Annotated in this window: 19 protein-coding genes and 2 pseudogenes (1 of these 21 cut by a window edge); 8 read left to right on the top strand and 13 right to left on the bottom strand. The window is 72.3% G+C overall.

Annotated elements, in window-relative coordinates:
* Positions 1-149: 149 nt before the first annotated feature.
* A complete protein-coding gene (locus ACIGQF_RS06315; RefSeq protein ID WP_399706156.1) occupies positions 150-1,262 on the top strand; it encodes a DUF5925 domain-containing protein in 1,113 nt (370 codons plus the stop codon).
* Between the two features lie 12 nt (positions 1,263-1,274).
* On the opposite strand, the pseudogene ACIGQF_RS06320 reads toward ACIGQF_RS06315, so the two are convergent.
* Positions 1,275-1,550 (bottom strand): annotated as a pseudogene (locus ACIGQF_RS06320) (pyridoxamine 5'-phosphate oxidase family protein); the annotation flags it as partial.
* Here ACIGQF_RS06320 and ACIGQF_RS06325 point away from each other — a divergent pair.
* Positions 1,542-1,802: pseudogene (locus tag ACIGQF_RS06325) on the top strand (iron-siderophore ABC transporter substrate-binding protein); the annotation flags it as partial. The pseudogenes ACIGQF_RS06320 and ACIGQF_RS06325 sit on opposite strands and share 9 nt — an antisense overlap.
* 247 nt (positions 1,803-2,049) lie before the next feature.
* Here ACIGQF_RS06325 and ACIGQF_RS06330 read toward each other — a convergent pair.
* The 3 genes from ACIGQF_RS06330 to ACIGQF_RS06340 all read right to left on the bottom strand — a co-directional run bounded on the left by ACIGQF_RS06330 (position 2,050) and on the right by ACIGQF_RS06340 (position 4,608).
* Positions 2,050-3,030 carry a pirin family protein gene (locus tag ACIGQF_RS06330; protein WP_399706158.1) on the bottom strand — a complete coding sequence of 327 codons (981 nt, stop codon included), beginning with the start codon at positions 3,028-3,030 and terminating at the stop codon, positions 2,050-2,052.
* Between the two features lie 18 nt (positions 3,031-3,048).
* Entirely contained in the window at positions 3,049-3,831 is a 783-nt protein-coding gene (ddaH, locus tag ACIGQF_RS06335) for a dimethylargininase (RefSeq protein WP_399706159.1), read from the bottom strand.
* Between the two features lie 366 nt (positions 3,832-4,197).
* Positions 4,198-4,608, bottom strand: coding sequence for a GntR family transcriptional regulator (locus ACIGQF_RS06340; RefSeq protein WP_399706162.1), 411 nt, complete (start codon positions 4,606-4,608; stop codon positions 4,198-4,200).
* A gap of 531 nt (positions 4,609-5,139) precedes the next feature.
* Between ACIGQF_RS06340 and ACIGQF_RS06345 the strand changes: the two genes are divergently transcribed.
* Positions 5,140-6,084 carry a GNAT family N-acetyltransferase gene (locus ACIGQF_RS06345; RefSeq protein ID WP_399706165.1) on the top strand — a complete coding sequence of 315 codons (945 nt, stop codon included), beginning with the start codon at positions 5,140-5,142 and terminating at the stop codon, positions 6,082-6,084.
* Between the two features lie 114 nt (positions 6,085-6,198).
* Here ACIGQF_RS06345 and ACIGQF_RS06350 read toward each other — a convergent pair whose 3' ends face one another.
* From ACIGQF_RS06350 to ACIGQF_RS06365, 4 genes are all read right to left on the bottom strand, one after another.
* Entirely contained in the window at positions 6,199-7,377 is a 1,179-nt protein-coding gene (locus ACIGQF_RS06350) for a methyltransferase domain-containing protein (RefSeq protein ID WP_399706167.1), read from the bottom strand.
* Between the two features lie 171 nt (positions 7,378-7,548).
* Positions 7,549-9,051: a tripartite tricarboxylate transporter permease gene (locus ACIGQF_RS06355; RefSeq protein WP_399706169.1), complete on the bottom strand. Its 1,503-nt coding sequence runs from the start codon at positions 9,049-9,051 to the stop codon at positions 7,549-7,551.
* A gap of 3 nt (positions 9,052-9,054) precedes the next feature.
* Positions 9,055-9,597 (bottom strand): tripartite tricarboxylate transporter TctB family protein, encoded by a 543-nt coding sequence (locus ACIGQF_RS06360; protein WP_399706171.1) that lies wholly within the window; start codon positions 9,595-9,597, stop codon positions 9,055-9,057.
* The gene (locus ACIGQF_RS06365; RefSeq protein WP_399706402.1) at positions 9,594-10,577 is read right to left on the bottom strand and encodes a Bug family tripartite tricarboxylate transporter substrate binding protein; all 984 of its coding nucleotides are present in this window, start codon (positions 10,575-10,577) and stop codon (positions 9,594-9,596) included. Before ACIGQF_RS06365 ends, ACIGQF_RS06360 begins: the two co-directional genes overlap by 4 nt.
* A gap of 152 nt (positions 10,578-10,729) precedes the next feature.
* Between ACIGQF_RS06365 and ACIGQF_RS06370 the strand changes: the two genes are divergently transcribed.
* The gene (locus ACIGQF_RS06370) at positions 10,730-11,404 is read left to right on the top strand and encodes a response regulator (RefSeq protein ID WP_399706174.1); all 675 of its coding nucleotides are present in this window, start codon (positions 10,730-10,732) and stop codon (positions 11,402-11,404) included.
* Between the two features lie 337 nt (positions 11,405-11,741).
* Positions 11,742-12,782: a lytic polysaccharide monooxygenase gene (locus ACIGQF_RS06375; protein WP_399706176.1), complete on the top strand. Its 1,041-nt coding sequence runs from the start codon at positions 11,742-11,744 to the stop codon at positions 12,780-12,782.
* Positions 12,783-12,874: 92 nt separating this feature from the next.
* Here ACIGQF_RS06375 and ACIGQF_RS06380 read toward each other — a convergent pair whose 3' ends face one another.
* Positions 12,875-13,774 (bottom strand): esterase/lipase family protein, encoded by a 900-nt coding sequence (locus ACIGQF_RS06380; protein ID WP_399706178.1) that lies wholly within the window; start codon positions 13,772-13,774, stop codon positions 12,875-12,877.
* A 427-nt stretch (positions 13,775-14,201) separates the two neighbouring features.
* On the opposite strand from ACIGQF_RS06380, the gene ACIGQF_RS06385 reads away from it, so the two are divergent.
* The gene (locus ACIGQF_RS06385) at positions 14,202-14,816 is read left to right on the top strand and encodes a pyridoxamine 5'-phosphate oxidase family protein (RefSeq protein WP_399706405.1); all 615 of its coding nucleotides are present in this window, start codon (positions 14,202-14,204) and stop codon (positions 14,814-14,816) included.
* Here the strand turns inward: ACIGQF_RS06385 and ACIGQF_RS06390 are convergent.
* Both ACIGQF_RS06390 and ACIGQF_RS06395 read right to left on the bottom strand, forming a co-directional pair.
* The gene (locus tag ACIGQF_RS06390; protein ID WP_399706408.1) at positions 14,780-15,778 is read right to left on the bottom strand and encodes a helix-hairpin-helix domain-containing protein; all 999 of its coding nucleotides are present in this window, start codon (positions 15,776-15,778) and stop codon (positions 14,780-14,782) included. The genes ACIGQF_RS06385 and ACIGQF_RS06390 overlap by 37 nt on opposite strands.
* Positions 15,779-16,155: 377 nt before the next feature.
* Positions 16,156-20,415, bottom strand: a complete 4,260-nt coding sequence (locus tag ACIGQF_RS06395; protein ID WP_399706180.1) for a DNA polymerase III subunit alpha — start codon at positions 20,413-20,415, stop codon at positions 16,156-16,158.
* Between the two features lie 205 nt (positions 20,416-20,620).
* On the opposite strand from ACIGQF_RS06395, the gene ACIGQF_RS06400 reads away from it, so the two are divergent.
* Positions 20,621-21,724: a DUF3533 domain-containing protein gene (locus ACIGQF_RS06400; protein WP_399706182.1), complete on the top strand. Its 1,104-nt coding sequence runs from the start codon at positions 20,621-20,623 to the stop codon at positions 21,722-21,724.
* 54 nt (positions 21,725-21,778) lie between these two features.
* On the opposite strand, the gene ACIGQF_RS06405 is transcribed toward ACIGQF_RS06400, so the two are convergent.
* The gene (locus ACIGQF_RS06405; RefSeq protein WP_399706411.1) at positions 21,779-22,549 is read right to left on the bottom strand and encodes an SDR family NAD(P)-dependent oxidoreductase; all 771 of its coding nucleotides are present in this window, start codon (positions 22,547-22,549) and stop codon (positions 21,779-21,781) included.
* A gap of 136 nt (positions 22,550-22,685) precedes the next feature.
* Here ACIGQF_RS06405 and ACIGQF_RS06410 point away from each other — a divergent pair, with 136 nt between their 5' ends.
* Positions 22,686-23,333 carry a TetR family transcriptional regulator gene (locus ACIGQF_RS06410; protein WP_399706183.1) on the top strand — a complete coding sequence of 216 codons (648 nt, stop codon included), beginning with the start codon at positions 22,686-22,688 and terminating at the stop codon, positions 23,331-23,333.
* Positions 23,334-23,405: 72 nt separating this feature from the next.
* Here the strand turns inward: ACIGQF_RS06410 and ACIGQF_RS06415 are convergent, their stop codons facing one another.
* A protein-coding gene (locus ACIGQF_RS06415; RefSeq protein WP_399706414.1) for an amidohydrolase family protein crosses the window boundary here: on the bottom strand, positions 23,406-24,024 show its 3' portion. Its footprint extends 200 nt past the window's final position; only the last 619 of its 819 coding nucleotides appear in the window; the start codon falls outside the window, past its right edge — the gene reads right to left on this strand; it ends in the stop codon at positions 23,406-23,408.

Here is a 24,024-nt window from a genome sequence, read left to right on the forward strand (position 1 = left end):
AGCCGCAATCCCGTGTAACGGGTACGTCCTGGACACGCCCTCGGCCGCCGTCTGTCAAGTGCCCGTCAAGAGCGTGTCCGGTTCCGGACCGGCCCGGGCAATCGCGTAATTCCGTGTACGGCGTGCGGGTCATGCCCGATCATGGCCCCATGTGTGCCGATCACCTTCCGCCGGCCGCCGCCGAGGAGTCGCTGCCGATCCGTCTGACGATGGACGACAGCGACTCCCCGTCCGATGTGGTGGACGCCCTGTTCCTGGGGCGGTTCGCCAACGGACGGCAGCCGTACGCCCGCAGCCGCTCCGTGGAGCGGGTCAAGCCGGGCCTGACGCTGCTGCCACCCGGCGCCGAGGTGCTGCGCTCGGCCCGTGACGACGACCGCAGCGCCACCCTCGCCGAGGGCGACGGCTGGACGCTGCTGATCTCGCGCTGGAGCCGCGGCGCCGACATCACGGTCACGGCCGTCAGCGACGAGCTGGCGGAGAAGGTGCTGGAGCAGTCCGCTGACGGCGCCGAGGACGAGCCGGAGCCGCAGCCCGCCAACGTCTCGATGGGCTTCTGGTACTACTCCCCGCGCCGCGGTCCGTACCGCACCACCCGCCAGATCTCCGCCGGCACCTGGGACGAGATCCGGCCCAACTACACCGCGCCGGTCGCCGAGGCGCTGGACGGCCTGATGAAGGTCACCCCCGAGGAGATCGCCGGCCGGCTGCTGCTCCTGCACGGCCCGCCCGGCACCGGCAAGACGTCGGCGCTGCGCACCCTCGCCCGGTCCTGGCGCGACTGGTGCCAGGTGGACTGCGTCCTGGACCCGGAGCGGCTCTTCAACGACGTCGGCTATCTGATGGACATCGCCATCGGCGAGGACGACGCGTCGGGCCGGGGCCGCTGGCGGCTGCTGCTCCTGGAGGACTGCGACGAGCTGATCCGCGGCGAGGCCCGGCACACCGCGGGCCAGGCGCTCTCCCGGCTGCTGAACCTCACCGACGGCCTGCTGGGCCAGGGCCGCAACGTCCTGGTGGGCGTCACGACCAACGAGGACCTGGAGCGGATGCACCCGGCAGTGGTCCGGCCCGGCCGGTGCCTGGCCCGTATCGAGGTCGGCCCGCTCACCCGTACCGAAGCGGTCGGCTGGCTGGGGACGGACGAGGGCGTCGGCCGCGAGGGCGCGAGCCTCGCCGAGCTGTACGCGCTCCGCCGGGGCACCCGCCCCGCCGCCGTCCCCGCCCAGGACACGGGCACCGACGCGGGGCTGTACCTGTGACCCGCGCCGCCGTCAGCCGCTGAGCGGCCGGGGCGGTTCGGGCCAGGTATCCGGTTCCCCTGTGCCGGCCCGGCGCAGCGACCGGGGGGGGCAGTGCCGGAACACTTCGTCGATCTCGACCAGCAGCGCCGGCCGCGGCCGCTGCCCCTTGACCGTCATGCGGTCGAAGAACGGCGCGTCGGTGAGGACGCGGGCCCGCCCGTTGATCCGCAGGATCTCCTTGCTGCCGGGGACGAAGTGGACGAGGCCGACGTGCGGGTTCTCCAGGATGTCGAGGAAGCCGTCTCCCACGAGATCCTCGCCCTCCTCGACGCGGACCTGACGGTCATGGCACCGAGCGGCATCAGCGCAAAGAAGATCAGCGGCGACCCGCCGTACCGGGCCGTGCCGTCGGTGAAGGCGGGCCACTCCGTCGTCTTCGACGACACCACCCTCAGCTCCGCTTTCGCGACCGACTCGGTGCTGTCCACGTCCTACGCACTCAAGACGGTCGTCCCGCTGTTCGCGGAGGCGCTTGGTCAGCCGACCGATCAGAGCTGAGGGGGAGGCCTGCGGCCCGGCCGTCGCGCGTCGCGGCCGGACCGGTGCCGTCCGACCACCGGCCGGGCCGACGGCACGGACTCTCCGACTCTCCACCTCGGCCCGCCTTCGCGACTTTCCGGCCCTCCGGCTCGGCCCGCCTTCGCGACTTTCCGGCTCAGCCCATGTTCGCGGCTCTCCGGCTCGGCACACGTTCGCGGCACCGGAATTCCCACTTTCGGGCTCGCCGGCTCTCCAGTCCTCCGGCTCACCTCCGCGGGCCGGGCGACCGCTGCCGCCCGCGCGGCTTGAGCGGTACCGGCGGGAGGGGCGGCGCCGGCAGCGGCGGCCCGTCGTAACCGTGCACCGTCCCGAACCGCTCCCCCGCCATCCACGCCTCCCGCGCCGCGGCCACCTCGTCACCGCTGCGCGCGACGAAGTTCCACCACATGACGATCTGCTCCTCGAACGGTTCGCCGCCCAGCAGCATCAGGCTGCTGTCGACGTCGGCCCGCACCGGCAGCTCACCCCGCCCGCACCCCAGATACAGCAGCGAGCCGGGCGCCAGCCGTACGCCGTCCACCTCGCTCTCGCCCTCGATCGTCAACACGGCGTACTCGAAGTCGCTCTCCAGCGGCAGCCGTACATGCGTCCCCGCGCGGAACGTGATGTCCGCACCGACCAGCGGCGAGTAGGTCGTACCGGGTGACCGCGCGCCCGCCAGCTCCCCGAGGATCACGGTCGCGCTCAGCCCGCCGCCCCCGGTGATCACCGGCAGATCGGCATGGTGCTCGAACGTCGGCGCCTTCCCGCGGTGCTCGTTCGGCAGCGCGACCCACAGCTGCGCGCCGTGCAGCACACGGCCGTGGTCGCGGGGCGACTCCTCAGAGTGCGCGATCGCCCGCCCCGAGGTCATCAGTCCCAGCTCGCGCGGCCGTACGGTCTGGAGCGAGCCGAGGCTGTCGCGGTGCAGCACCTCGCCCTCGCGCAGCCAGCTGACGGTCTGCAGGCCCATGTGCGGGTGCGGCGGCACCTGCATCCCGGGCTCCCCCGCGATGTCATCGGGACCGTAGTGGTCCACGAAGCACCAGGCCCCGACCATCCTGCGGCCGAGGTTGGGCAGCAGTCTGCGGACCAGGGTGGATTCCCCCAACGGCACCTGCTTGCCCGGCTGGACGTCCCGGACCGGTCCGGTCCGGCCGCCACCCCCGCAGAGACTGGCCGCGGGCTTGAGATCGAGGTTGCTCATACCGTCACGATATGGCGGTCATGCGGGCAGCTCCCGCAGGCGTACGGACAGACACGTCACGCACCCCTCCAGCTTCTCGAACTCTCCGATGTCGACGGGCACGGGCATGTACCCGAGATCGGCGAACAGCTCGGCGCTCTTGGGCGCACTGGCCGCCATCAGCAGTTTTCCCCCGCCCAGCAGGACGACATGGGAGCCGGACTCCTCCGGGACGGCCAGGAAGCGGGGGAACAGCGCCCGCGCCTCGTCGTCGACGAGCGGGGGGTATCCGATGACGGTGCCGTCGGGAAGTGCGGTAACGGCCGACTTCAGGTGCAGGACCTTGCGGACCGGTACGGCGACGACCCGCGCCCCCAATGGCTCGAATGCTGCACGGATTTGGCGCACTCCATCGGCATTGGTGCGGCCGCCCCGGCCCACGTACACCGTGTCGCCGATTTTCAGTACGTCCCCGCCGTCCAGCGTTCCCGGCTCACGCACCCGGCCCACGAAGCAGCCGAGGGCCTCCACGGTCTCGGCGGCGGCCGCGGTCTCCGGCTTCCGCTCGTCCGCGCCGGGCCGCGAGATCAGCGCGGCGTTGCGGTACACCACCATGGTGTCCTCGACGAAGACGCCGTCCGGGCAGTCGTCGGCGGGCGGCACCTCGATGGTCTCCCAGCCGTGCGCCTGCAACGTGCCGACGTACGTCTCCCACTGCCGCACCGCGAGCCCGGCATCCACCGGCTGCCGGTGGATGTGCGTGACCAGCCCGTCGGCGAGCCCCGGACTCGGCCGACGCACAAGGGCCTTTTTGCTGGTCATCACGCGGGCCGTCCTTCTGGTCATATCGCCTCCGCCTTCCTGCGGCCCGAGCCGCCCGGCACGGCCCGCCCGACCGTTACTGAACGACGAGTTAGCAAAGGCACCCTACGCGCCCCACTCTCCACCGAAAACCCACCCCACCCCACCCCCCGACCGTCAACCGCCATACGGCCCCGCCTGCCCCGTCTTCCAGGGGACCAGGGGTGCAGCTCCCGGGAGGGCTCCCCTGGCCCCTCTCCCGGAGACCTTGGTGGGTGCGGCTCCCTCTCCCGGAGACCTTAGGCGCGTGCGGCTCCCGCCCCCGGCTCCCAGAGCCTGGGTGGGGGCGTGGCTACCGCTCCCCTTCCGGAACCTGGGGAGGTGGGCCTACCGCTCCCCTCCCGCCCCCTTCTCAGGGTCACCGTAGGTGGCGCGCAGAGCGGTCACCGCGGCGGACAACGCGGCCTGATGATCGAGCCCGAGACGCTGGGCCCGCTGCGCAAACGCCAGGGCGGCCTCGGCGGCCTGCTGAGCCCCCGCGTCCCCGGCAGCCGCCACGAACGTACCGTTGCGACCCCGCGTCTCGATCACACCGTCACTCTCCAGCGCCCGGTACGCCTTGGCCACGGTATTCGCCGCCAGCCCCAACTCCCCCGCCAGCCCACGCACCGTCGGCAGCCGGAACCCGGCGGGCAACCGACCGCTCCGCGCCTGCTCGGCGATCTGGGTACGGACCTGCTCGTACGGCGCATCCGCCGCATCCTGATCGACAACGAGCTGCAGCGGGTCCAGGACCACAGTGACACTCCCAATAGGCCGAGGCGACAGAACTTTTGTCCCACCCATTGTGCTCCGCCCCCACCCCAAACCAACGCCACCACACCCAAAGCCCAGCGCCGCGAACCGCGAACCGCGAGCCGCGGCCCGAAAGCCGCAGGCCGCAGCACCGGCTCCCCCTCCAGGAGCCGCACACCCCGGCTTCCCCCACCCCGGAGGCGCGTACCCCTGCCTCTCGCCTCTCGCCTCTCGCCTCTCGCCTCTCGCCTCTCGCCTCTCGCCTCTCGCCTCTCGCCTCTCGCCTCTCGCCTCTCGCCTCTCGCTGCCGGGACATACCCCTGCCGCCTCGCCCGACTGCCTTCCTCCTCTCTCCTCCCCTCCTGCCTTCCTTTACTCCTTCCTTCCGGGGGGCCTCCCCCTCCCCCCCCCACCCCCACCCCCTCCCCTCGCCCTCCTCGGCCCCCACCCTCCCCGCCCCTCCTCCCGCCGCGCTCCTCCCGCCGCCCGTTATTCGGAGGCGCATGATGCAGGCGCGGCGTAGCGTCCGGCGGCATGTCGCTTTCCGTTCGCGCGTTCCGCCCCTCCGATGCCAAGGCCGTCGCCGACGTACGGCGGGCCGTCGCACCCTTCCTCGTCTGCACCCCGCAGTCCGTGGCCTGGGAGACCGCCAGCGCTCCGGCCGCCCAGCACTTCCGGATCCTCGTCGCCGAGCTGGACGAACGGCTCGTCGGCGCCGCCAAGACCGGCCTGATCCACGACAGCACCGTCCCCGGCCAAGCAGTCGCGAACCCGATGGTCCACCCCGCACACCGCGGCCACGGCGTCGGCCGCGCCCTGCTCAGCGCCGCCGAGGAACGCCTGGCCGCCCTCGGCGCCACCCGGATCTTCGCCTACGTTCACGAGGACGACCGCTCAACAGGGTTCGCCGAGCGCAACGGCTATCACCGCAGCCGCACGTCCCGCTATCTTCGCCTCGACCTGGCCCGTACTCCCTTGCCGCCGCTCCCCGATCACCTCCCTTCCGGTGTGGAGCTGCGCACCGCCGCCGGCTTCGGCGCCGATCCCTATCCGCTGTACCTGCTGGATGCCGAGGCCTCCTGCGACGAGCCGGGCGACGTACCGGCCGACGCCATGTCGTACGAGAGCTGGCTGACCCATACTTGGGAGCACCCGGACATCGACCTCGGTCTCACCACCGTCGCCATGGTCAACGGTGAACCGGCCGCGTTCAGTGCGGTGGCCGCCGACGGTCTCGGCCGCTGCTTGTCCGCGATGACCGGTGCCAAGCGCGCCTTCCGCGGCCGTGGCCTGGCCAAGCTCGCCAAGCTGCGGGCGCTGCACGAGGCCCGGGCGGCCGGCTGTACCGAGGCGTTCACGGGCAACGACGCCACCAACACGCCGATGCTCGCGATCAACCGGGCCTTCGGCTACGAGCCGTACGCCACCGAGTGGCGGTTCCACCGGAAGGTCGACGCCCCGCAAGGCCGAGCCGAGTGAAGCGCCGGGGGTATTCGTGTCCCGGCCCGCTCCGCCGCCGTCGTCACCCATGTCGTCGTCGCCGGTGTCATCGTGCGTCTCCTCCCCGTCGCGCGTTCGACTCGTGCGCGCTGTTCACCGTGGTGTGGTGACGCTTGCCCCGGCGTGGTGCGCGTTCTCGGCTGTGCTGCTGTCGGTGGGGCTCGGGGGAAGGGCCACCGCGCGGTGCGGGCCCGTCGGGTCGTAGGCGATGGTGTCGCCGGGCCGGTGCCAGTGCAGGACGAAGCGCTCCCCCGCGCGGTACGCGTCCAGGCCCGCTCTGCAGTACGCGACCATGTCGTCCGGCAGTGCGGCCAGCGGGAACCAGTCCAGCTCGGAGCACTTCTCCGGCTCACGGTTGACCGGCTCGCCGCCCGCGCCGTACGTCGCCTCGAAGAACCAGCCGATCCGCGGGCGCCCCTCGGGGCTGCGGTGTTGCATGACCAGTGCGACGCGCAGGTCGGAGGGGTTCAGTCGAAGCCCGAGCTCCTCGGCGGCTTCTCTGGCCATCGCCTCCCGGACGTCCTCGCCGTCCTCGGCGTGTCCGCTGGGTGCGTGCAGCAGCCCGTCGGCATACCCGGTGTTCGCGCGGCGGGCGAGGAGCACCTCGTCCCCGCGGCGCAGGATCAGATGGACATCGATCACCTCTGTATGGCGGGCCGGGGGCGCGGGGTGGACCACGAGGGCGTATCGCTCGTCCCGCACTTCCCTGCCCCACAGTGCGGCGTCCTCCGTGAGCCGCTCCAGGTGCGTTCGGCGGGCGAGGGGCGCGGTCAGCCGTTCCAGGTCGGTGGCGGTGAAGCCGACCGGGTCCGCCTCGCCCCACCGGCCCTCGATCAGGACCAGGCGGCCTCCGGGGCGCAGCAACCGCACCCACTTCCTCAGCACCGCCTCCGGGTCGGGCAGCACCCACAGCACGTGGCGTACGAGGACGACGTCGAATTGCCGCGCTGCTACCGGTGGTCGGGCGGCGTCACCGATCAGTATCCGGGCTTCCCGTCCCGCGAGTTTGGCGCGGGCCGCCTCGACCATGCGCGGTGAGCGGTCGACGCCGGTGACGCGGTGGCCCTGCTCGGCGGCGAGCAGGGCCATGCTGCCCGTGCCGCAGCCGAGGTCGAGGACGTCGGAGGGTTCGGTCGGCAGCCAGGCTTGCAGCCGGTGCGCCCAGGCGGCCCGTACCGCCGGATCGCGGAGTCCGTGATCCGGCTCGTCGTCGAACCGCTCGGCGGCGGAGTCCCAGTATCCGGCCTCGGTGACCGGTGTGTCGGTAGCCATGTACGGATAGTGACAGGCCCCACTGACATTCGCTTTTGCCTGTGGATAACTCAGTCGTCGGCCAGTGCCGGACAGGCCCGGAGCGCCGGACAGATCCGGAGTGCCGGACAGATCCGGGGGCGGGCCGCCAGGCCGGCCGGGACGGCGCCCCGGCCGGCGTCTCGTCGGTGCTCAGTTCTCCGCGCGCGCGGTACGCGCGCGGGAGAACGCCCGCTTGATCCACGGCCATGCCAGCAACACCAGGATCACTGCGTACACCGTGACCGAGAACGGGGTGTTGACCAGGCCGGTGACGCTGCCGTCGCTGATCTGCAGCGCGCGCCGGAGTTGCTGTTCCGCGGCCGGGCCGAGGATGACGCCGATGACGGCGGGCAGCACCGGCAGGCCGTACCGCCGCATGCCCAGTCCGATGAGCCCGATGATCAGCAGGATGACCAGGTCCAGCGGCTCGCCGCCGACCGCGTACGCGCCGACCGCCGCGAAGAAGAGGATTCCGGCGTAGAGGTACGGGCGCGGGATGCGCAGCAGCTTCGCCCAGACCGGTGCCAGTGGCAGGTTGAGGACGAGCAGCAGGACCATGCCGACGAACAGCGAGGCGATCAGGCCCCAGACCAGGTCCGGTTCGCGTTCGAAGAGGAGGGGACCGGGCTGGATGCCGTACTGCTGGAAGGCGGCGAGCATGACGGCGGCGACGGCGGTCGTCGGCAGGCCGAGGGTCAGCATCGACACGAGCGTGCCGGCGGCCGAGGCGGAGGACGCGGACTCGGGTCCGGCGACGCCTTCGATGGCGCCGCGGCCGAATTCGTCGCGGTGCTTCGAGAGCCGCTTCTCGGTGACGTACGAGAGGAAGGTGGGGATTTCGGCGCCGCCGGCCGGGATCGCGCCGAAGGGGAAGCCGATGAGCGGTCCGCGCAGCCAGGGCTTCCAGGTGCGCCTCAGCTCGGCCTTGCCCAGCCAGGGGCGTCCGACGGGGATGGACTCGCCCGACGTGCGCCGGAGGTGGGCCGCCACCCACAGTGCCTCGCCGATGGCGAAGAGTCCGACGGCGACGATGACGACGTCGATGCCGTCGGCGAGTTCGAGCGATCCGAATGTCAGCCGCTGCTGTCCGGTCATCTGGTCCAGGCCGACGAGACCGAGGGTGAGGCCGATGAGCAGGGAGGCGAAGCCGCGGATCCGGGAGCTGCCGAGTACCGAGGTGACGGCGATGAAGGCGAGCACCATGATGGCGAAGTAGTCGGGCGCCCCGATGTCCACGGCGAGCGCAGCGACCGTGGGGGCGAGGACGACCAGCAGGATCGTGCCGATCATGCCGCCGGCGAAGTGCCCGCAGGCGGCTGCCGCGAGGGCCTGCGCGCCGCGTCCGGCGCGGGCCATGGGGTTGCCTTCGATGGCCGCGACCACCGCGGCGCTCTCGCCGGGGGTGTTGAGCAGGATGGAGGTGGTGGAGCCGCCGAACATGCCTCCGTAGTAGATCCCGGCGAACATGATGAACGCGCCCGTCGGGTCGAGCCCGTAGGTGACGGGGAGGAGGAGGGCCACGGCCATGGCGGGGCCGATGCCCGGCAGGACTCCGATGGCGGTGCCGAGCAGTACTCCGATGGCGGCCCACAGGAGGTTGAGCGGGGTCAGTGCCGTACCGAAGCCGTCGATGAGTGAGGACAGGGAGTCCATCGTTTACAGCACCCCCATGAGCGGTCCGCCGGGCAGTGGCACGCCCAGCAGGTTGTTGAACACGGCGTAGGTCACCAGGGACAGGACGGCCGCGATGAGCGGGTCGCGGGTGAGGTTGCGGCTGCCCAGTGCGTACGCGGAGCCCCAGAAGAGCAGTGCGCCGGAGATCGGGAGGCCGAGGGGCTTGATGAGGACGGCGTTGGCGAGGAAGACGCCGGTCAGGAGGGCGACGGTGCGCCAGTCGCCGGGTTCGGTGAGGTCTATGTCCTCGCCGCCCTCCGCTTCACCGCGGCCGCCCCGCAGGACGTCGACGGCGAGGAGGACGGCGACGACCAGGAGGAGCACGCCGACGACGATCGGGACGGTGGTGGGCCCGATGGGGCCGCGCTGGGTGATGTCGGTGTCCATCGTGATCGCGTCGGTGAGCACGAGGACGCCGAGGACCAGGAGGAGCAGGCAGACGCCGAGTTCGGAGCGGCCGCGCAGTCGTGCGCGCAGGCCGCTGTCTCTCGGTGGCGCGGCGGGATCGGTACCTGCGGTGCTCACAGCCCCAGCTCCTTCAGTACGGTGTCGACACGCCGGTCCTGGGCGGCGAGAAAGCTGCCGAACTTGTCGCCGGTCAGGAAGGCGTCGCTCCATCCGTTGCGCTTGAGTGCGTCCTTCCACTCCTTGGAGCGGTGCAGCTCGGTGAAGAGGCGGGTCAGCTTCTCGCGTTCGACGTCGTTGAGCCCTGGAGGCGCCACGATTCCGCGCCAGTTGGTGAACTCGGTGTCGACGCCGGCTTCCTTGAGGGTGGGTGCGTCGAGGCCCTTGACGCGCTTCGGGCCGGTGACGGCCAGGAGGCGCAGCTCGCCGGACTTGATCTGGTCGAGGTACTCGCCGACGCCGGAGACCCCGAAGGCCACCTTGCCGCCCAGCACGGAGGCGAGTAGTTCGCCGCCACCGTCGAAGGGCACGTAGTTGACGGACTTGGGGGTGATGCCGGCGGCCTTGGCCATGAGCATCGGTGCGAGGTGGTCGGGGCCGCCGGCCGAGGAGCCGCCGCCGACCGGCATCTTGCGGGGGTTCTTCTTCCAGTCCGAGAGGAGCTGTTCGAACGTCTTGTACTTGGAGTCCTTGGCGACGACCACGATGTCCGGCTCCTCGGTGAGGCGCGCGATGGGGGTCGTGTCGCCGAGCCCGGAGGGCGAGTGGTTCGTGTGGACGGCGCCGACGACGCCGAGGCCCATGGACATCGCGAGCTTGCCGTTGCCGTGCTCGTTGACCATGCGGCTGAGGCCGACCGTGCCGCCGGCGCCGGGGAGGTTGAAGACCTCGACGTTGTGGTTGAGGCCGGCGTCCTCGATGCTCTTCGCCGCCGTACGGGCGGTGATGTCGTAGCCGCCGCCCGGCGTGTTGGGCACCATGAACTGCAGTCCCGGGATGCTGGTACCGGTGTCGGTGCCGCTGCCCGATGTGAGCAGGGGCGGCCCCAGGAGGACGATCAGAACCGCCCCCAAGAGGGCGAGGGGTGTGCGCGCACGCACAGATGACACCACCCTTCTCTTGCGTGTGACTTCGTGGCTCTGTGGGGGGGGAGATCGTGGTGAGGGCACATGTTGCCCGGGGGTTAACTCCGCGTCTCGCTTCCGGTATTAAGGGTCGTTGTGAATGTTGTGGTCATGGGAGGGATCGTTCGATGACCAAAGTGCTGGTCGTCGACGACGACTTCATGGTGGCCAAGCTGCACAGCCACTACGTGAACGCCACGGAGGGCTTCACGGTGGCCGGGGTGGCGCACACGGGTGCCGAGGTGCTGCGCGCGGCCGAGCGGCTCCGTCCCGACCTCCTCCTGCTGGACGTCTACCTGCCGGACATGGACGGCATCAGTGTGCTGCGGCAGCTGCGGGCCCTGGAGGGCGGCACGCACGCCGACGCGCTGTTCATCACCGCGGCGCGCGACGCGCACGTCATACGGGACGCCCTGCGGGCCGGTGCGCTGCACTACCTCATCAAGCCGTTCGACCGTGCTTCCCTTCAGGAGCAGCTGCGGCACGTGGCTTCAGTGCGCGCGCGGCTGGAGCGGCTGGGCGACGCCAGCCAGGAGGACGTGGACCAGATCTTCGGCACTCGTCCGCGCGCCTCCAGAGGTCTGCCCAAGGGGCTCGCCGCCCATACGGCGGAGCTGATCGAACGGACGCTGCGGCAGCACGAGGACGGGCTCTCGGCTTCGGAGTGCGCCGCGGCGGGTGCGCTGTCCCGGGTGAGCGCGCGGCGCTACCTGGAGTACTTCACGGGCACCGGGCAGGCGGAGGTCTCGCTCCGCTACGGGGGCACGGGCCGCCCCGAACGTCGTTACCGGTGGATCGCCTGACCCGTCGCCTTTCGGATGCGTCGCCGCTCGCTCCCCGAGGGAGCCGAAGAAGACGGTGCCGGGTCCGGAGCCTGACTCGGGGCCGAAGTCGGCGTCACTCCCGCGAAGTCGTGGTCCCCACCGCAGGACTTAATCACCACTGAGCGGTTCCTTAAGCCACCCCTAAAGATCGCCGTAGTGCCGCTCCGGACGGCGAATTCGCTGGTCGGCGCGGCTAGCGTGCTGCCCGCCGGGCGGAGTCGCCGCACACCGGTGCCGCTTCCCGGGGGACGGCACAGGCGTACAGCGGCGGCTCCGCCACGCGCACCTCCCCGTACGTGATGAAGGAGCCCCCACAATGACCGTTCTCCGCAAGGCCACAGGGATAGCCGTCGCCGGCCTCGCCCCGCTCGCCCTCACCGTGTTCGCCGCGCACCCGGCGGCCGCGCACGGCTCGATGACGGACCCGGTGAGCCGGATCTCCGCGTGCTACGCCGAAGGCCCGGAGTCCCCGGACTCCGCCGCCTGCAAGGCGATGGTCGCGGCGGGCGGCGTGCAGGCCCTGTACGACTGGAACGGCGTACGGGACGGCGCGGCGGGCGGCCAGTCCAGGACACGCATCCCGGACGGCAAGCTGTGCAGCGCGAACAGCGAGGAGTACAAGGGCCTGGACCTGGCGCGTGCCGACTGGCCGGCGAGCAAGATGGCGGCGGGTGCGCACTCCTTCCGGTACAAGGCCACCGCGCCGCACAAGGGGACGTTCGAGCTGTACATCACGAAGGGCGGCTACGACCCGAGCAAGCCCCTGAAGTGGTCGGACCTGGAGGAGAAGCCGTTCGCGAAGGTCACCGACCCCGAGCTGGCCAACGGTGACTACGTCTTCGAGGGCAACGTCCCGGCCCGCTCCGGCCGCCACCTGATCTACAGCATCTGGCAGCGTTCGGACAGCCCCGAAGCCTTCTACACCTGCTCGGACGTGGTCTTCGGCAAGGACGGCGGCAGCTCGGGCACCGCGGCGGGGAACGGCGAGGAGACTCGCTCGGAGGCCGCGTCGGCGCCTGCCGCCACCGCCCCGACCGAGCAGCAGCTCGCGGTCGGCGCGGACAAGTCGTCCATGACCCACATGCATCACGGCGGCGCGAACGAGGGCACGCACGCGGACGGCGGCGCGCACCCGGACGCGGGCAGCACCACGCACTCGGGCGAGGACACCCGGGCGGCCACGGAGGGCGCGCGCCCCGCCGGTTCTTCGGGCAAGGAGGTGACCACGGAGCTCGCGGAGACCGGTGGTGACAGCTCGACCGGGCCACTGGCCATCGGCGGAGCGGCCGTGCTGGCGCTGGGCGCCTCGGTGCTCTTCGCCGTCGCCCGCCGCAAGGCCGCCCGCAACGGCGGCTGAGGCCGACCGGCGCCAACAGCCCGACGGTGCGCTGCTCCACGAGGAGCAGCGCACCGTCAGTGGTACCGGTATGGAGAGGGGAGTACTGCCGGTCAGGGTGACAAGCAGGTCGTCGGTGTCGCGTGGGCCGGGTCCAGGGCGTTGGCCGTCTCGTGGAAAGCGACCCGGTCGGCCAGGCCGATGATCACGTGCTCGGAGAAGTCGGTCGGACACAGGTCCTGGACCAGCACGTTCCGCACGTTCGGGCCGTTCAGGAACTGGCTCTTGTACGGGGTGACGACCTCGTCGTACTTGGTCGCGATGACCGTGTAGCGCACGCCGGGCACGGTGTCGCCGCCCTCGTTGAGGCGGTTGAGGAAGTCCGAGCCCACGATCTGGTCGTTGAGGCCCGGCGCGAACGATTCGAGGTACTTCTTGGCACCCGGGACCTGGTCCAGGAGCCGGGTCAGCCCGTTCACGTCGGTGCCGTGGTTGTCGGGCGCGATGCCGACCAGGGCGTTCACCTTCGCCGCGCCGCCGAGGAACTTGAGGTAGTAGCGCGGCATCATGCCGCCCTGCGAGTGGCCCACGAGGTCGGTCTTCTCCGCGCCCGTCGCGGCCAGCACCCGGTCGACGTACGCGGAGAGCTGCTCGGCCGACTTGTCGATCGGGCCGAGGCCGTGGAAGAGGGGGACGCCGGGCAGTTGCCCGTAGTCGAGGGAGAAGACGCAGTAGCCGCGGGCGACGAGGTAGGGCGCCAGGGCGAGCCAGTTGTCCACGGAATTGCCGAGGGTGCCGTGAACGAGGACGACGGGGCGGGGGTGGGCGGCGGACGGCTTGCAGGAGTAGTCGTTCCAGCCGGCGGAGACGACGTTGCTCGCGGCGGCGTCCGGCCGGCCGGCGGCTGCCGCTGTGGGGGTGGCCGCCGTGGCGGCGCCGAGGGCGAGAGCGAGGGCGGAGACGGCGGTGGCCGCACGTCTCCAGGACAGCGATCGGTGCGTGGACGTGTTCATGCGATGCTCCTTGCGGGAGGTGAGGGGACTCCGAAGTGCTCGCCGAGTCATCACCTGCGATCCGGATCGCATGGCTCAACGCTGTGACTGACCGTCAAGTTACGACCGGGTAGATCCGAGGGTCCAGTCGTGCGACGGTGAAAGAAGTGCCACACGATTCTCACCGGACGTACGGGTTATCCACAGGCTCCGACCGCTGTCGGCGACCCGGCGTAGAGTCATTTCCACGCCGCCCGCGAGCCACGCGGGCCCGCTGTGACAGGGGGATACAGCAGTGGAAACAACGTCAGTGGAACCGGAGTCGGTCGACACCTCACCCGCATCCGCGGCAGCAGCCGCGACCGCAACGCCCGTGCGCGCACCCTCCGCGGGTACAACACCGGCCGGGACAGCGGAACGGGCAGGCGAAAGCCGACCGCTGAAGGGCCTGGTAGAGGTCACTTCCGTAGCGGAACTGCGCGACCTGGTCGGCAAGCCGAACGACCGCGCCGCCCACAAGATCCGCCCCGCGCTGCACGAGCTGGACCGGCAGTGGCTGGCCAACTCCCCGTTCTGCCTGGTCGCCACGGCCGACGCGGAGGGACGGTGCGACGTCTCCCCCAAGGGAGACCCCGCGGGCTTCACCCTCGTACTGGACGACACCACGATCGTCATCCCCGACCGCCCCGGCAACAAGCGCGTCGACGGCTTCCTCAACGTGCTGGCCAACCCGCACGTGGGGCTGGCGTACGTCGTCCCCGGCCGCAACGACACTCTCCGCATCAACGGACGCGCCCGACTGCTGCGCGACGCCCCCTTCTTCGACGACCTGGTCGTCAACGGCCACCGCCCGGCGCTCGCACTGCTCGTGGAGATCGAAGAGGTCTTCCACCACTGCCCGAAGGCGTTCCTCCGCTCCGCCCTGTGGCGGGCGGAGACCTGGCATCCCGAAGCAGTCTCCTCCCGGGCCCGAATATGCAAGACCCTGGAGGCCTCGGACCTTTCGCTCGAAGCCCTGGAGGCCCACTACGGCCCGCGGTACGCCGAGCGGCTGTACGGCTGACCGTAGAGCCGATGGCTCCCGGCACGCACGGGGGCGGCCGACGCGGGGGCGGCCCACGCGGCGGCGGGACGGGCGGCCTGCGGACCGAAGCGGGTACGGGCGCGGTCGACAGCGGCTTCGATACGACGGGCCTTGTCGTCCGCCGGGTCGAACGACAGCTGACGAGCGGCGCGTTCGGCCCGGCAGAGGTCCTCGGCCCGCAGCGCCACCGCACGGACGCGCGCGCGTTGCAGACCGAGCGCGGTATGCAACGCGTAGGCGACCTCGGTCAGCGCGGGCCCGTGCGCGGTCGGCTCGGCCAGCCGGCGAGTGCGGGTCGTGGTGGAGCGGTCGGCATAGCGAACGGTGAGCGTGAGCGCACCTGCCACCTGACCGCCGGTGCGCATCCGGGAGCCGAGTTCGTCCGCGAGCGAGAGCAGCGCCCTGCGGCGCCGTGCCTCGTCCAGCTCGTCGTGGGCGAAACGGTGCTCGGCGGCCATCGAGCGGGCCGGGGCGTTCGGGGTCACCGGCGTCGGATCGACACCACGAGCCCGCTCGTACACCCGACGGCCGGCCTTCGAGCCGAGGATGCGCTGCAGGGTGGCGGGCGGTGCCGCGGCGATCCGCCCGACGCTGTCGAGCCCGTACGAGCACAGGGCACGGGCCGCCGCGGGGCCGATGCCGTACAGAGCGGCGGCGGGCCTGCGGTCCAGGAAGGCCGCGACGCCCTCGGGGTCACCGGGGACGACGTGGATCTCCCCGGGTGCCGCGTCCTGGGCGGCCATCCGAGCGAGCAGGGGGTTACCGGCGATACCAATGGCGCACTCGACGTCGTACCAGGCCAGGGCGCGCAACCGGAGCAGCTCGGCGATGCCGGCGGCATCCCGGCCGAAGTACCGCTGCGCACCGCGCACATCGGCGAGCGCGGCATCGGGCGGCAGCGCCTCGACCACGGGGGTGAACTCCCCCAGCAGCGAGATCAGCCGCTCGTACGTCTCCTCTCCGAGGGGAGGGACGGCCGACTTCCTCCCACGGGAAGAGGCAGCGGCCGCTCCGGAAGCGGCACCCGGAGCAGGGGCAGGGGCAGGGGCAGCCTGCGACACCGCTTCGCCCGGAGCGGCAGCGCCGGCCGGACCAGCGGGATCAACCGGACCAGCGGGACCGGAAGGAGCGGCAGGAGCGGCAGGAGCGGCAGGAGCGGCAGGAGCGGCAGGAGCGGCAGGGAGGAAACGTACGTACAGCGCGGCGGCTCCGGGCCGGGTGCCCCGGGTCGCGGGGGACGGAGCGCCGGCGACATCCGCCGGAGCGTTCATGGAAGAACCAACGGAAGGAGGTGAGGGAGAGAGGCGTCGGTAGGTGGTCATCCTGCGCTCCCTGGGCTGGCGTGCCAGAGCTTGCGGCCGGTGGCGGCGCGTTCGCCCGCGGGCTGGAGGTCGGCCCACGGATGCAGGGTGTAGCCGGTGGGCAGACGGATGACCCGCTCGTCGCCCGGGGACGCGGAGTCATCGGATGCCGCTGCCGCCGCCGGGGCGAAGGTGGCCGGGACACCTCCGGGGGTGGCAGCGCCTCGGGGGTCGACCGGGACACCTTCGGGGGCGGCCGGGGCACCGCCGGGGCTGGCCGGGGCGCCGCCCGGGCCGGCCGGAGCGGTGCCGGGTTCGGCGGCAGCGTACAGCTCACGGTCGGCGGAGCCGCTCCGGCTGTGGGGGTGACCGGTGACGCGCGCACCGGGATTGCCCCCGGCGGCGACGTACGCCGGAGCGGCCGCGGGGACCGGGGCGGAGGTGGGGACCGGGGCGGCCCCGGGGGGTGGGGCGGACCCGGGGGGTGGGGTGGGCGCGGGGGCTGGGGTGGAGGTGGAGGGTGGGCCGGGGGTGGGGGTGGTGGGGGGCGGGGGGAGGGGGGGATGGGAAGCCAGATGAGCCGTAACCGCCCGAAGCCCACCCCGCCCCCGCAGTTCCGCCAGTTCCGCCAGGTTCCAGACCGCCGTGCCGACCACGCTGAGGCTGCGCGGGCCACGGCGCTGGACCGTGCCGCGTACCAGCAGCAGCCAGGAGTGGAAGACGGTGTGGGCGCATGTCTCGTGGCTGTCGTCGAAGAAGGCGCAGTCGACCAGCCCCGTGCTGTCGTCGAGGGTGGTGAAGATGACCCGCCGCCCGGAGCGGATCGGGGGTGTCTGGGTGGCCGCCTTGGCCCCGGCGACCAGGACCGTGTCGCCGTGCCGGGCTTCGCGCAGCCGCTTGGCGGGGAGTACTCCCAGCTCGTTCAGGAACTGGATGTGGTCCCCCATCAGGTGCCGGGAGGCGTCCATGCCGAGTACGCCCAGTTCGGCGCTGAGGCGTTCGGCGTCGCTCAGGTCCGGGAGCCCGGCCGGTGCCAACGCCGCCGCGGACAGCGGGAGTTGGGTGTCGGCCGGTGCGCCCCGCTGCTGGCGGTGCAGTTCGGCGATGTGCAGCAGCAGGTCGCGGCGGTTGGCGCCGAAGGAGTCCAGCGCGCCGACCCTGGCGAGGCGTTCGAGTACGGGGCGGCCGGGGCGAGCGCGGCGCCAGAGGTCCTGGAGGGAGGTGTAGGGGCGGCCGGCGGCGATCCGGTCGGCCTCCGCCTCGCTGATGCCGTGCACTTCGGAGAGTGCGAGGCGCAGCCCCCACCGGCCGGCTGCGCCGGAGGCTGCCGCCACGCGCTCCCCCGGCATGCGCGATCCGGTGCGAGCGGTACGCGATTCGGCGCCCGCAATGCGCGAGTCGGTACGCGTGGCACGTGCTCCACCGCCCGCAACGCGCGAGTCGGTACGCGCGGCACGTGCTCCACCGCCCGCAACGCCCGCAACGCCCGCAACGCCCGCAACGCCCGCAACGCCCGCAACAAGCGCTTCGGCATGCGGCTCGGCGTGCAGTTCGGCGTACGGCCCGACGTGCGGCTCGGCGTGCGCTTCGACGTGCGGCTCAACGTGCGGCTCAACGTGCGGTTCGGTCACAGTTGGGCGAGATTCACCAGACACCAGTTCGATTCGATAAGCGACGTCGGAGTGGTTCACGTCCAACGGGAGGATCGGGACGCCGCGGCGGCGGGCGTCGGCGAGGAGGAGTCGCTTGGGGTACATGCCGGGGTCGTGGGTGAGCAGTCCGGCGTAGAAGGCGGCCGGGTGGTGGGCCTTGAGCCAGGCGGACTGGTAGGTCGGTACGGCGAAGGCCACCGCGTGCGCCTTGCAGAAGCCGTACGAGCCGAACGCCTCGATGATCTCCCAGGTGCGGGCGATGTCCTCGGTGGAGTAGCCGTGCTGGGCGGCCTGTTCGGCGAACCAGACGCGGATGCGGCCCTGCGATTCGGGGTCGGACAGGCCGCGGCGTATCCGGTCGGCCTCGTCGAGGCCGCAGTCGGTCATGCGGTCGATGATGCGGATGACCTGTTCGTGGAAGACCACGACTCCGTAGGTCTCGCGCAGGGCTTCCTCCAGGTCGGGGTGGGGGTAGCGGATGGGTTTGCGGCCGTGCCGGGATTCGATGAAGGGCCGGACCATGTCGGCGGCGACGGGTCCGGGGCGGAAGAGGGAGATGTCGACGACCAGGTCGTGGAAGGTGGCGGGCTGGAGCCTGCCGATCAGGTCGCGCTGGCCCGGCGATTCGATCTGGAAGCAGCCGAGGGTTTCGGTGGAGCGGATCAGGCCGTACGTGGCGGGGTCGCCGGGCGGTACCTGCGCCGGGTCGTCGAGGTCGGGTGCCGGGCGGCCGGTGGCGCGGCCGATCTCGGCGGTGGCGTGGGCCATCGCGGACTGCATCCGTACGCCGAGTACGTCGAGTTTGAGCAGGCCGAGGTCTTCGACGTCCTCCTTGTCGAACTGGGACATGGGGAAGCCTTCGCCGCCGGTGGGGACCACGGGGGTGCGTGCGGTCAGCGTGGCGTCGGAGAGCAGTACGCCGCACGGGTGCATGGCCATGCCCCGCGGCAGTGCGTCCAGGCCTTCCACCAGGTCCCAGAAGGGCGGGGGCGGCGGGTTCTCGCGGAGGTCGCGCAGTTCGGGCAGTTCTTCCAGGGCGGCCCGGGCGTCGCGGGCGCGGATGTGCGGGAAGGCCTTGGCGATCCGGTCCACTTCGGCGGGGTCCATGCCGAGTGCCGCGCCGACGTCGCGTACGGCGTGCCGTACGCGGTAGGTCTCGGGCATGGCGACGGTGGCGACGCGTTCGGCGCCGAAGCGGTCGAAGATCGCGCGGTAGACCTCCAGGCGGCGCGCTGATTCCACGTCGATGTCGATGTCGGGGAGGACGGCGCGGCGCTTGGAGAGGAAGCGTTCCATGAGGAGGCCGTGTTCGACGGGGTCGGCGTGTGCGATGCCGAGGAGGTGGTTGACGAGGGAGCCGGCGCCGGAGCCGCGGGCGGTGACGCGGATGCCGAGGCGTCGGGTGTCCTCGACGACCTGGGCGACGGTGAGGAAGTAGGACGCGAAGCCGTGGTGGTCGATGATGTCCAGTTCGCGGTGGAGGCGTTCCCAGTAGGTGCGGGCCGCCGGGCCGCGGTCGTGGCCGCGGCGGACCATTCCGGCGGCGCAGCGTGAGCCGAGTACGCGGGAGGCGGTGCGGTGTGCGGCGCCGACGAGGCGGGGTTCGGGGAAGTGGACGGTGCCGAGTCCGATGTCGTCCTGGGGGTCGACCAGGCACTCCCCCGCCGTTTCCTCGGTCATGGTGAGCAGTCGGTGGGCGGTGTCGCGGCGGTGGCCGGCGGCTTCGGCGACGCGTTCGGCGGTGCGGGCCATGGTGTCGGCGCCCTTGAGCCAGCGTTCGCCGCTGTCGCGGGCTTCGGGGCGGTGGCGGTCGATGGGTACGAGGCGGCGGGCGGAGTCGAGGACGTCGGCGACGGGGCCCTGGCCGGGGTCGGCGTAGCGGACGGCGTTGCTGAGGACGGCGCGGATGCCCTGGTCGACGGCGAAGCCGAGGGTGCGGGCCGCGAGCCGGAGGGAGCCGGGGCCGGTGCCGGTGCGGCCGTGGTGGACGATTTCGAGGCGGAGTGCGTCGCCGTAGAGCTCGCGCCAGGGGGCGAGGAGGCGGGCGGCGCGGTCGGGGCGGCCGGCGGCCAGGGCGCGGCCGATGTCGGAGTCGGGTCCGAGGAGGACGAGGACGCCGTCGGTGGGGTCGCCGAGGTGGGCAGCGGCGCGGTGGATGTCGTCGGTGGTTCCGGTGATGCCTGTGGTGCCGGTGGTGTGTCCGTCCGTTCCGGCGGTGAGGGCTTCCCAGGGGAGGAGGGGGCGTTCGCGGTCGGTGGCGTGTGCGGCGGAGACGAGGCGGCAGAGGGTGGCCCAGCCGCGGGCGCCGTCGCGGGCGAGGAAGACGGCGCGGGGGGCTGATTCGTCGATGAAGGCTCCGCCGCGTACGGGGGTGCGGCGGCGGGTGGTGGGGGTGGGTTCCGGCTGGGGTGCGCCGATCGCCAGTTCGGTGCCGAAGAGGGGGCGGATGCCGGCTTCGGCGGCGGCTTTGGCGAAGCGTACGGCGCCGGAGAGGGAGTCCCGGTCGGTGAGGGCGAGGGCGTCCATGCCGCGTTCGGCGGCGCGCTCGGCGAGCTGTTCGGGGTGTGAGGCGCCGTACCGCACGGAGAATCCCGATGCGGTGTGCAGGTGCGTGAACCGGGACATTCGCACCTCCTACCGCGTGAGCACCCCCTGACTTCTCTTGCATCCCCCGTCTCACTTCCACCATAACGCTTTCTTCGAACGTTCGTACGAACACGCTCGCACGCAGGTGCCCACGCGACGCGCCGGGATATGCCCGCCCGTCCGCATATCTCCCTCGCAAAACGGAAGATATGTGACGAATCGCTACGAATACGAGGAGCGGCACATGGCCACAGCGGACGGCGGTACCGGCACCGGGGCCGAGGGCGGGGCCGGCACCGGAGGCGGCGGCGACGGCACCCGCAGGACCTTCGCCGGAGAGCTGCGGGACGCGGTGTCGGCGCGGGCCGCACTGCTGATCATCGGGGTGCTGGCGCTGACGGCCGCGTTCATCGCCTCGTACGCGGGCGCCTTCCACTCCCCCAAGCCCAGGGACGTGGCCTTCGCGGTCGTCGCGCCCCCGCAGGCGCGCGGACAGCTGGTCGCGAAGCTGGACGGGATGGCGGGCTCGCCGCTCGACGCGCGCCCTGCCGCGTCCCGGGGTGAGGCCGTCCGGCAGCTGAAGGACCGGGAGATCGACGGGGCGCTGGTGTACGACCCGCGCGGCAAGCAGGACGAGCTGCTGGTCGCCGGCGGCAGCGGCAGCGCGCTCTCCGACGCGGTCCAGAAGGTCCTCACCAAGGCGGAGCAGGCGGAGGGGCGGACGGTCCGGACCACCGACGTGGCCCCGGCGGACCCGCAGGACGCCCGCGGGCTGTCGTCGTTCTACCTGGTGGTGGGGTGGTGCGTGGGCGGCTACCTGTGCGCCGCGATCCTCGCGATCAGCTACGGGGCGCGCCCCACCAACGGCCGGCGGGCCGTCATCCGGCTCGGCACGCTGCTGCTGTACTCGGTGCTGGCGGGGCTGGCCGGGGCGCTCGTCATCGGTCCGGTGCTCGGGGCGCTGCCCGGCAGCGTGGTGGCGCTGTGGGGGCTGGGCGCGCTGATCGTGTTCGCGGTGGGCGCCGCGACCCTCGCGTTCCAGGGCATCGCCGGGATCGTCGGGATCGGGCTGACGATCCTCGTGGTCGTGATCGGGGGCAATCCCAGTGCGGGCGGCGCGTACCCGTATCCGCTGCTGCCGCCCTTCTGGCACGCCATCGGTCCCGCGCTGCCGCCGGGCGCGGGCACCTGGGCGGCGCGTTCGATCGCGTACTTCGACGGGCAGGCGCTGACCGGGCCGCTGCTGGTGCTCGCGGCCTGGGCGGTGGTCGCCGCGGCGCTGACGCTGCTCTTCGCGGCGCTCTCGGTGGGCCGGGGCACGGTCGACCGCAGCGAGGCGCGGCAGTAGGGACAGGGATACGGGGCGGGCCGGCCCCCGAACAGCCCGCCCCCGAACGGCGGCTCACATGTGTGTGCCGCCGTCGATCCGGAGCTCCGTGCCCGTGACGAAGGCGCCGTCCTCGGAGGCCAGCATCGCGATGACGCCCGCGACCGTCTCCGGGCCCGCGAAGCCCTCGCCGATGGCCGGGGCCAGCTTCACGAACAGGCTCATGTCTGCGTCCTCCGGCAGCCCGGGGCCCCGGCCGCTCGTCATGCCGCTGGCGATGGAGCCGGGCGCGACGCACACCGCGCGCAGCCCCTGCTTGCCGTACTCACTGGCGATGGCGTGGGTCATCGACTGGATGCCGCCCTTGCTCGCCGCGTACGCCGCCATGTACGGGTGCGCGAACGAGGCGGAGGTGGAGCTGAAGTTGACGATCACCGGCTTCTCGCCCGTGAGCAGGGTGGGCAGCGCTTCGCGGATCATCAGGAACGTGCCGGTCAGGTTGGTCGTGATGATCCGGTTCCAGAAGTCCAGGGTGGTCTTGTGGGTGTGCTCGGAGCGCAGGATGCCGGCCGCGTTGACGAGCACGTCCAGGCCCCCCAGCGCCTCCACGGCGGATGCCACGCCGGCGGCGACCGCGGCCTCGTCGGATATGTCCAGGACCGCGGTGGTGAGCCGGTCGGCGGTGCCGTCGGTGGCGGCCTGCCCGGCGGTGCCCTTCAGACCCTCCTCGCTGACGTCCGCGGCCACGACCCGGCCGCCCTCCGCGAGGACCCGGTGGACGGTGGCCCGGCCGATGCCCGACCCACCGCCGGTGATCAGTACACGGCGGCCCTCGAAGCGGTTCAGGGCGTGCATGGGCGTTCTCCTTCTCGTTCACTCGCGGCTCACCGTCGAGCCGCGTTTTCACAGTACGCCTAAGTGGCACACTGTGCCACACACGCATATCGCGCCACCTTGACGTACAGGTACGTAGACTCGGCCCATGCCCACCGCACCCGCCGCCCGCCCGTCTCTCACCGAGCGCCGCAAGGCCGCGACCGAGCTGGAGATCGCCCGTACCGCGGCGGCGCTCTTCGCCGAGCGCGGCGCCGCCGTCACCGCCGAGGACATCGCCCGCGCGGCGGGCGTCGCGCCGCGCACCTTCTACCGCTACTTCCGGACGAAGGAGGACGCGGTCGCGCCGATGCTGACCGGTGGCGTACGGGACTGGGCCGAGGGGCTGGCGGAGCTGGCCGCACGGGAGCCGGAGCTGCCGCTGGGCGACGTGCTGGAGCGGGCGGCCCGTGCGGCGCTGACCCCCACCGGCGCGCGGGCCGAGGAGGCGCTGGAGTGGACGCGGGGGCTGCTGCACGCGATGCAGGACAACCCGGCGCTGCGCGCGGTGTGGCACCGCGCGCACCATGAGTCCGAGCTGGCGCTGATCGAGGTGCTGGCCCGGACGACCACGGCCGGACCGCTGGAGGTGCGCCTGACCGCGGCCGCGGCGGACGGTGCGCTGCGGGCCGCGGTCGAGGTATGGGCGGCAGGCGAGAGCGAGGAGTCACCGGCCGAGCTGGCGGTACGGGGCATCCGGACGGTGGCGGCGGGATTCCCGTGGCTGACGGAGCGGCGGGCCCCCGAGGGCGGGTGAGGCAGCCGGCGGCCCCGGCCGGTGGACGATGGGCGGCGGGGCAGATTGCCCGGCTGCCCCGCCGGTAGAGACTCAGGCGGCCGAGTGGGTCACCTTTCCTCCCACCACCACGGTCTCCGCCACCGTTCCCGGGATGTTCTCCGGGGCTGTGCGGAGGATGTCCCGGGAGAGGGTGACGAAGTCGGCGAGTTTGCCGGGGGTGAGTGAACCGCGTTCGTCCTCCAGGAAGTTGGCGTAGGCCGAGCCCATGGTGTAGCCGTGGACGGCGGTTTCGACGTCGATGGTCTCCTGCGGGCCCCAGGGTTCGCCGCCGCCGAGCGGGCGGCGGGTGACGGCGGTGTAGATGCCGATCATCGGGTCCATCTCGGCGACGTTCCAGTCGCTGGAGAAGGCGAGGACCGCGCCCGCCTCCTGCAGGCTGCGCAGCGGCCAGGCCTTGTGCCAGCGGTCGGCGCCGACGTTCTCGGCCCAGTCCTGGCCCGGTCCGGCGATCTCGGGCGCGGCGTGCCGGGGCTGCATGCAGGCGACCACGCCCAGTTCGGCGAAGCGCGGGGTGTCCGCCGGGTCCAGGCATTCGACGTGTACGACCTGGTGGCGGGCGTGGGGGGGGGGGGGGGGGGGGGGCGGGCCCCGCCCCCCCCCCCCCCCCCCCCCCCCCCCCCCCCCCCCCCCCCCCCCCGCCCCCCCCCGT

Origin of the sequence: Streptomyces sp. NPDC053560 (assembly GCF_044544605.1) — a bacterium.
Taxonomy (GTDB): Bacteria; Actinomycetota; Actinomycetes; order Streptomycetales; family Streptomycetaceae; genus Streptomyces.

Excerpts from the sequence above, each read along its gene's own strand:
- ddaH (WP_399706159.1), bottom strand. The coding sequence starts at position 3,831 with ATGACCAGCAAAAAGGCCCTTGTGCGTCGGCCGAGTCCGGGGCTCGCC.
- ACIGQF_RS06370 (WP_399706174.1), top strand. The coding sequence starts at position 10,730 with ATGACCAAAGTGCTGGTCGTCGACGACGACTTCATGGTGGCCAAGCTG.
- ACIGQF_RS06330 (WP_399706158.1), bottom strand. The coding sequence starts at position 3,030 with ATGAGCAACCTCGATCTCAAGCCCGCGGCCAGTCTCTGCGGGGGTGGC.
- ACIGQF_RS06345 (WP_399706165.1), top strand. The coding sequence starts at position 5,140 with ATGTCGCTTTCCGTTCGCGCGTTCCGCCCCTCCGATGCCAAGGCCGTC.
- ACIGQF_RS06355 (WP_399706169.1), bottom strand. The coding sequence starts at position 9,051 with ATGGACTCCCTGTCCTCACTCATCGACGGCTTCGGTACGGCACTGACC.
- ACIGQF_RS06350 (WP_399706167.1), bottom strand. The coding sequence starts at position 7,377 with ATGGCTACCGACACACCGGTCACCGAGGCCGGATACTGGGACTCCGCC.
- ACIGQF_RS06375 (WP_399706176.1), top strand. The coding sequence starts at position 11,742 with ATGACCGTTCTCCGCAAGGCCACAGGGATAGCCGTCGCCGGCCTCGCC.
- ACIGQF_RS06400 (WP_399706182.1), top strand. The coding sequence starts at position 20,621 with ATGGCCACAGCGGACGGCGGTACCGGCACCGGGGCCGAGGGCGGGGCC.
- ACIGQF_RS06315 (WP_399706156.1), top strand. The coding sequence starts at position 150 with ATGTGTGCCGATCACCTTCCGCCGGCCGCCGCCGAGGAGTCGCTGCCG.
- ACIGQF_RS06380 (WP_399706178.1), bottom strand. The coding sequence starts at position 13,774 with ATGAACACGTCCACGCACCGATCGCTGTCCTGGAGACGTGCGGCCACC.
- ACIGQF_RS06395 (WP_399706180.1), bottom strand. The coding sequence starts at position 20,415 with ATGTCCCGGTTCACGCACCTGCACACCGCATCGGGATTCTCCGTGCGG.
- ACIGQF_RS06410 (WP_399706183.1), top strand. The coding sequence starts at position 22,686 with ATGCCCACCGCACCCGCCGCCCGCCCGTCTCTCACCGAGCGCCGCAAG.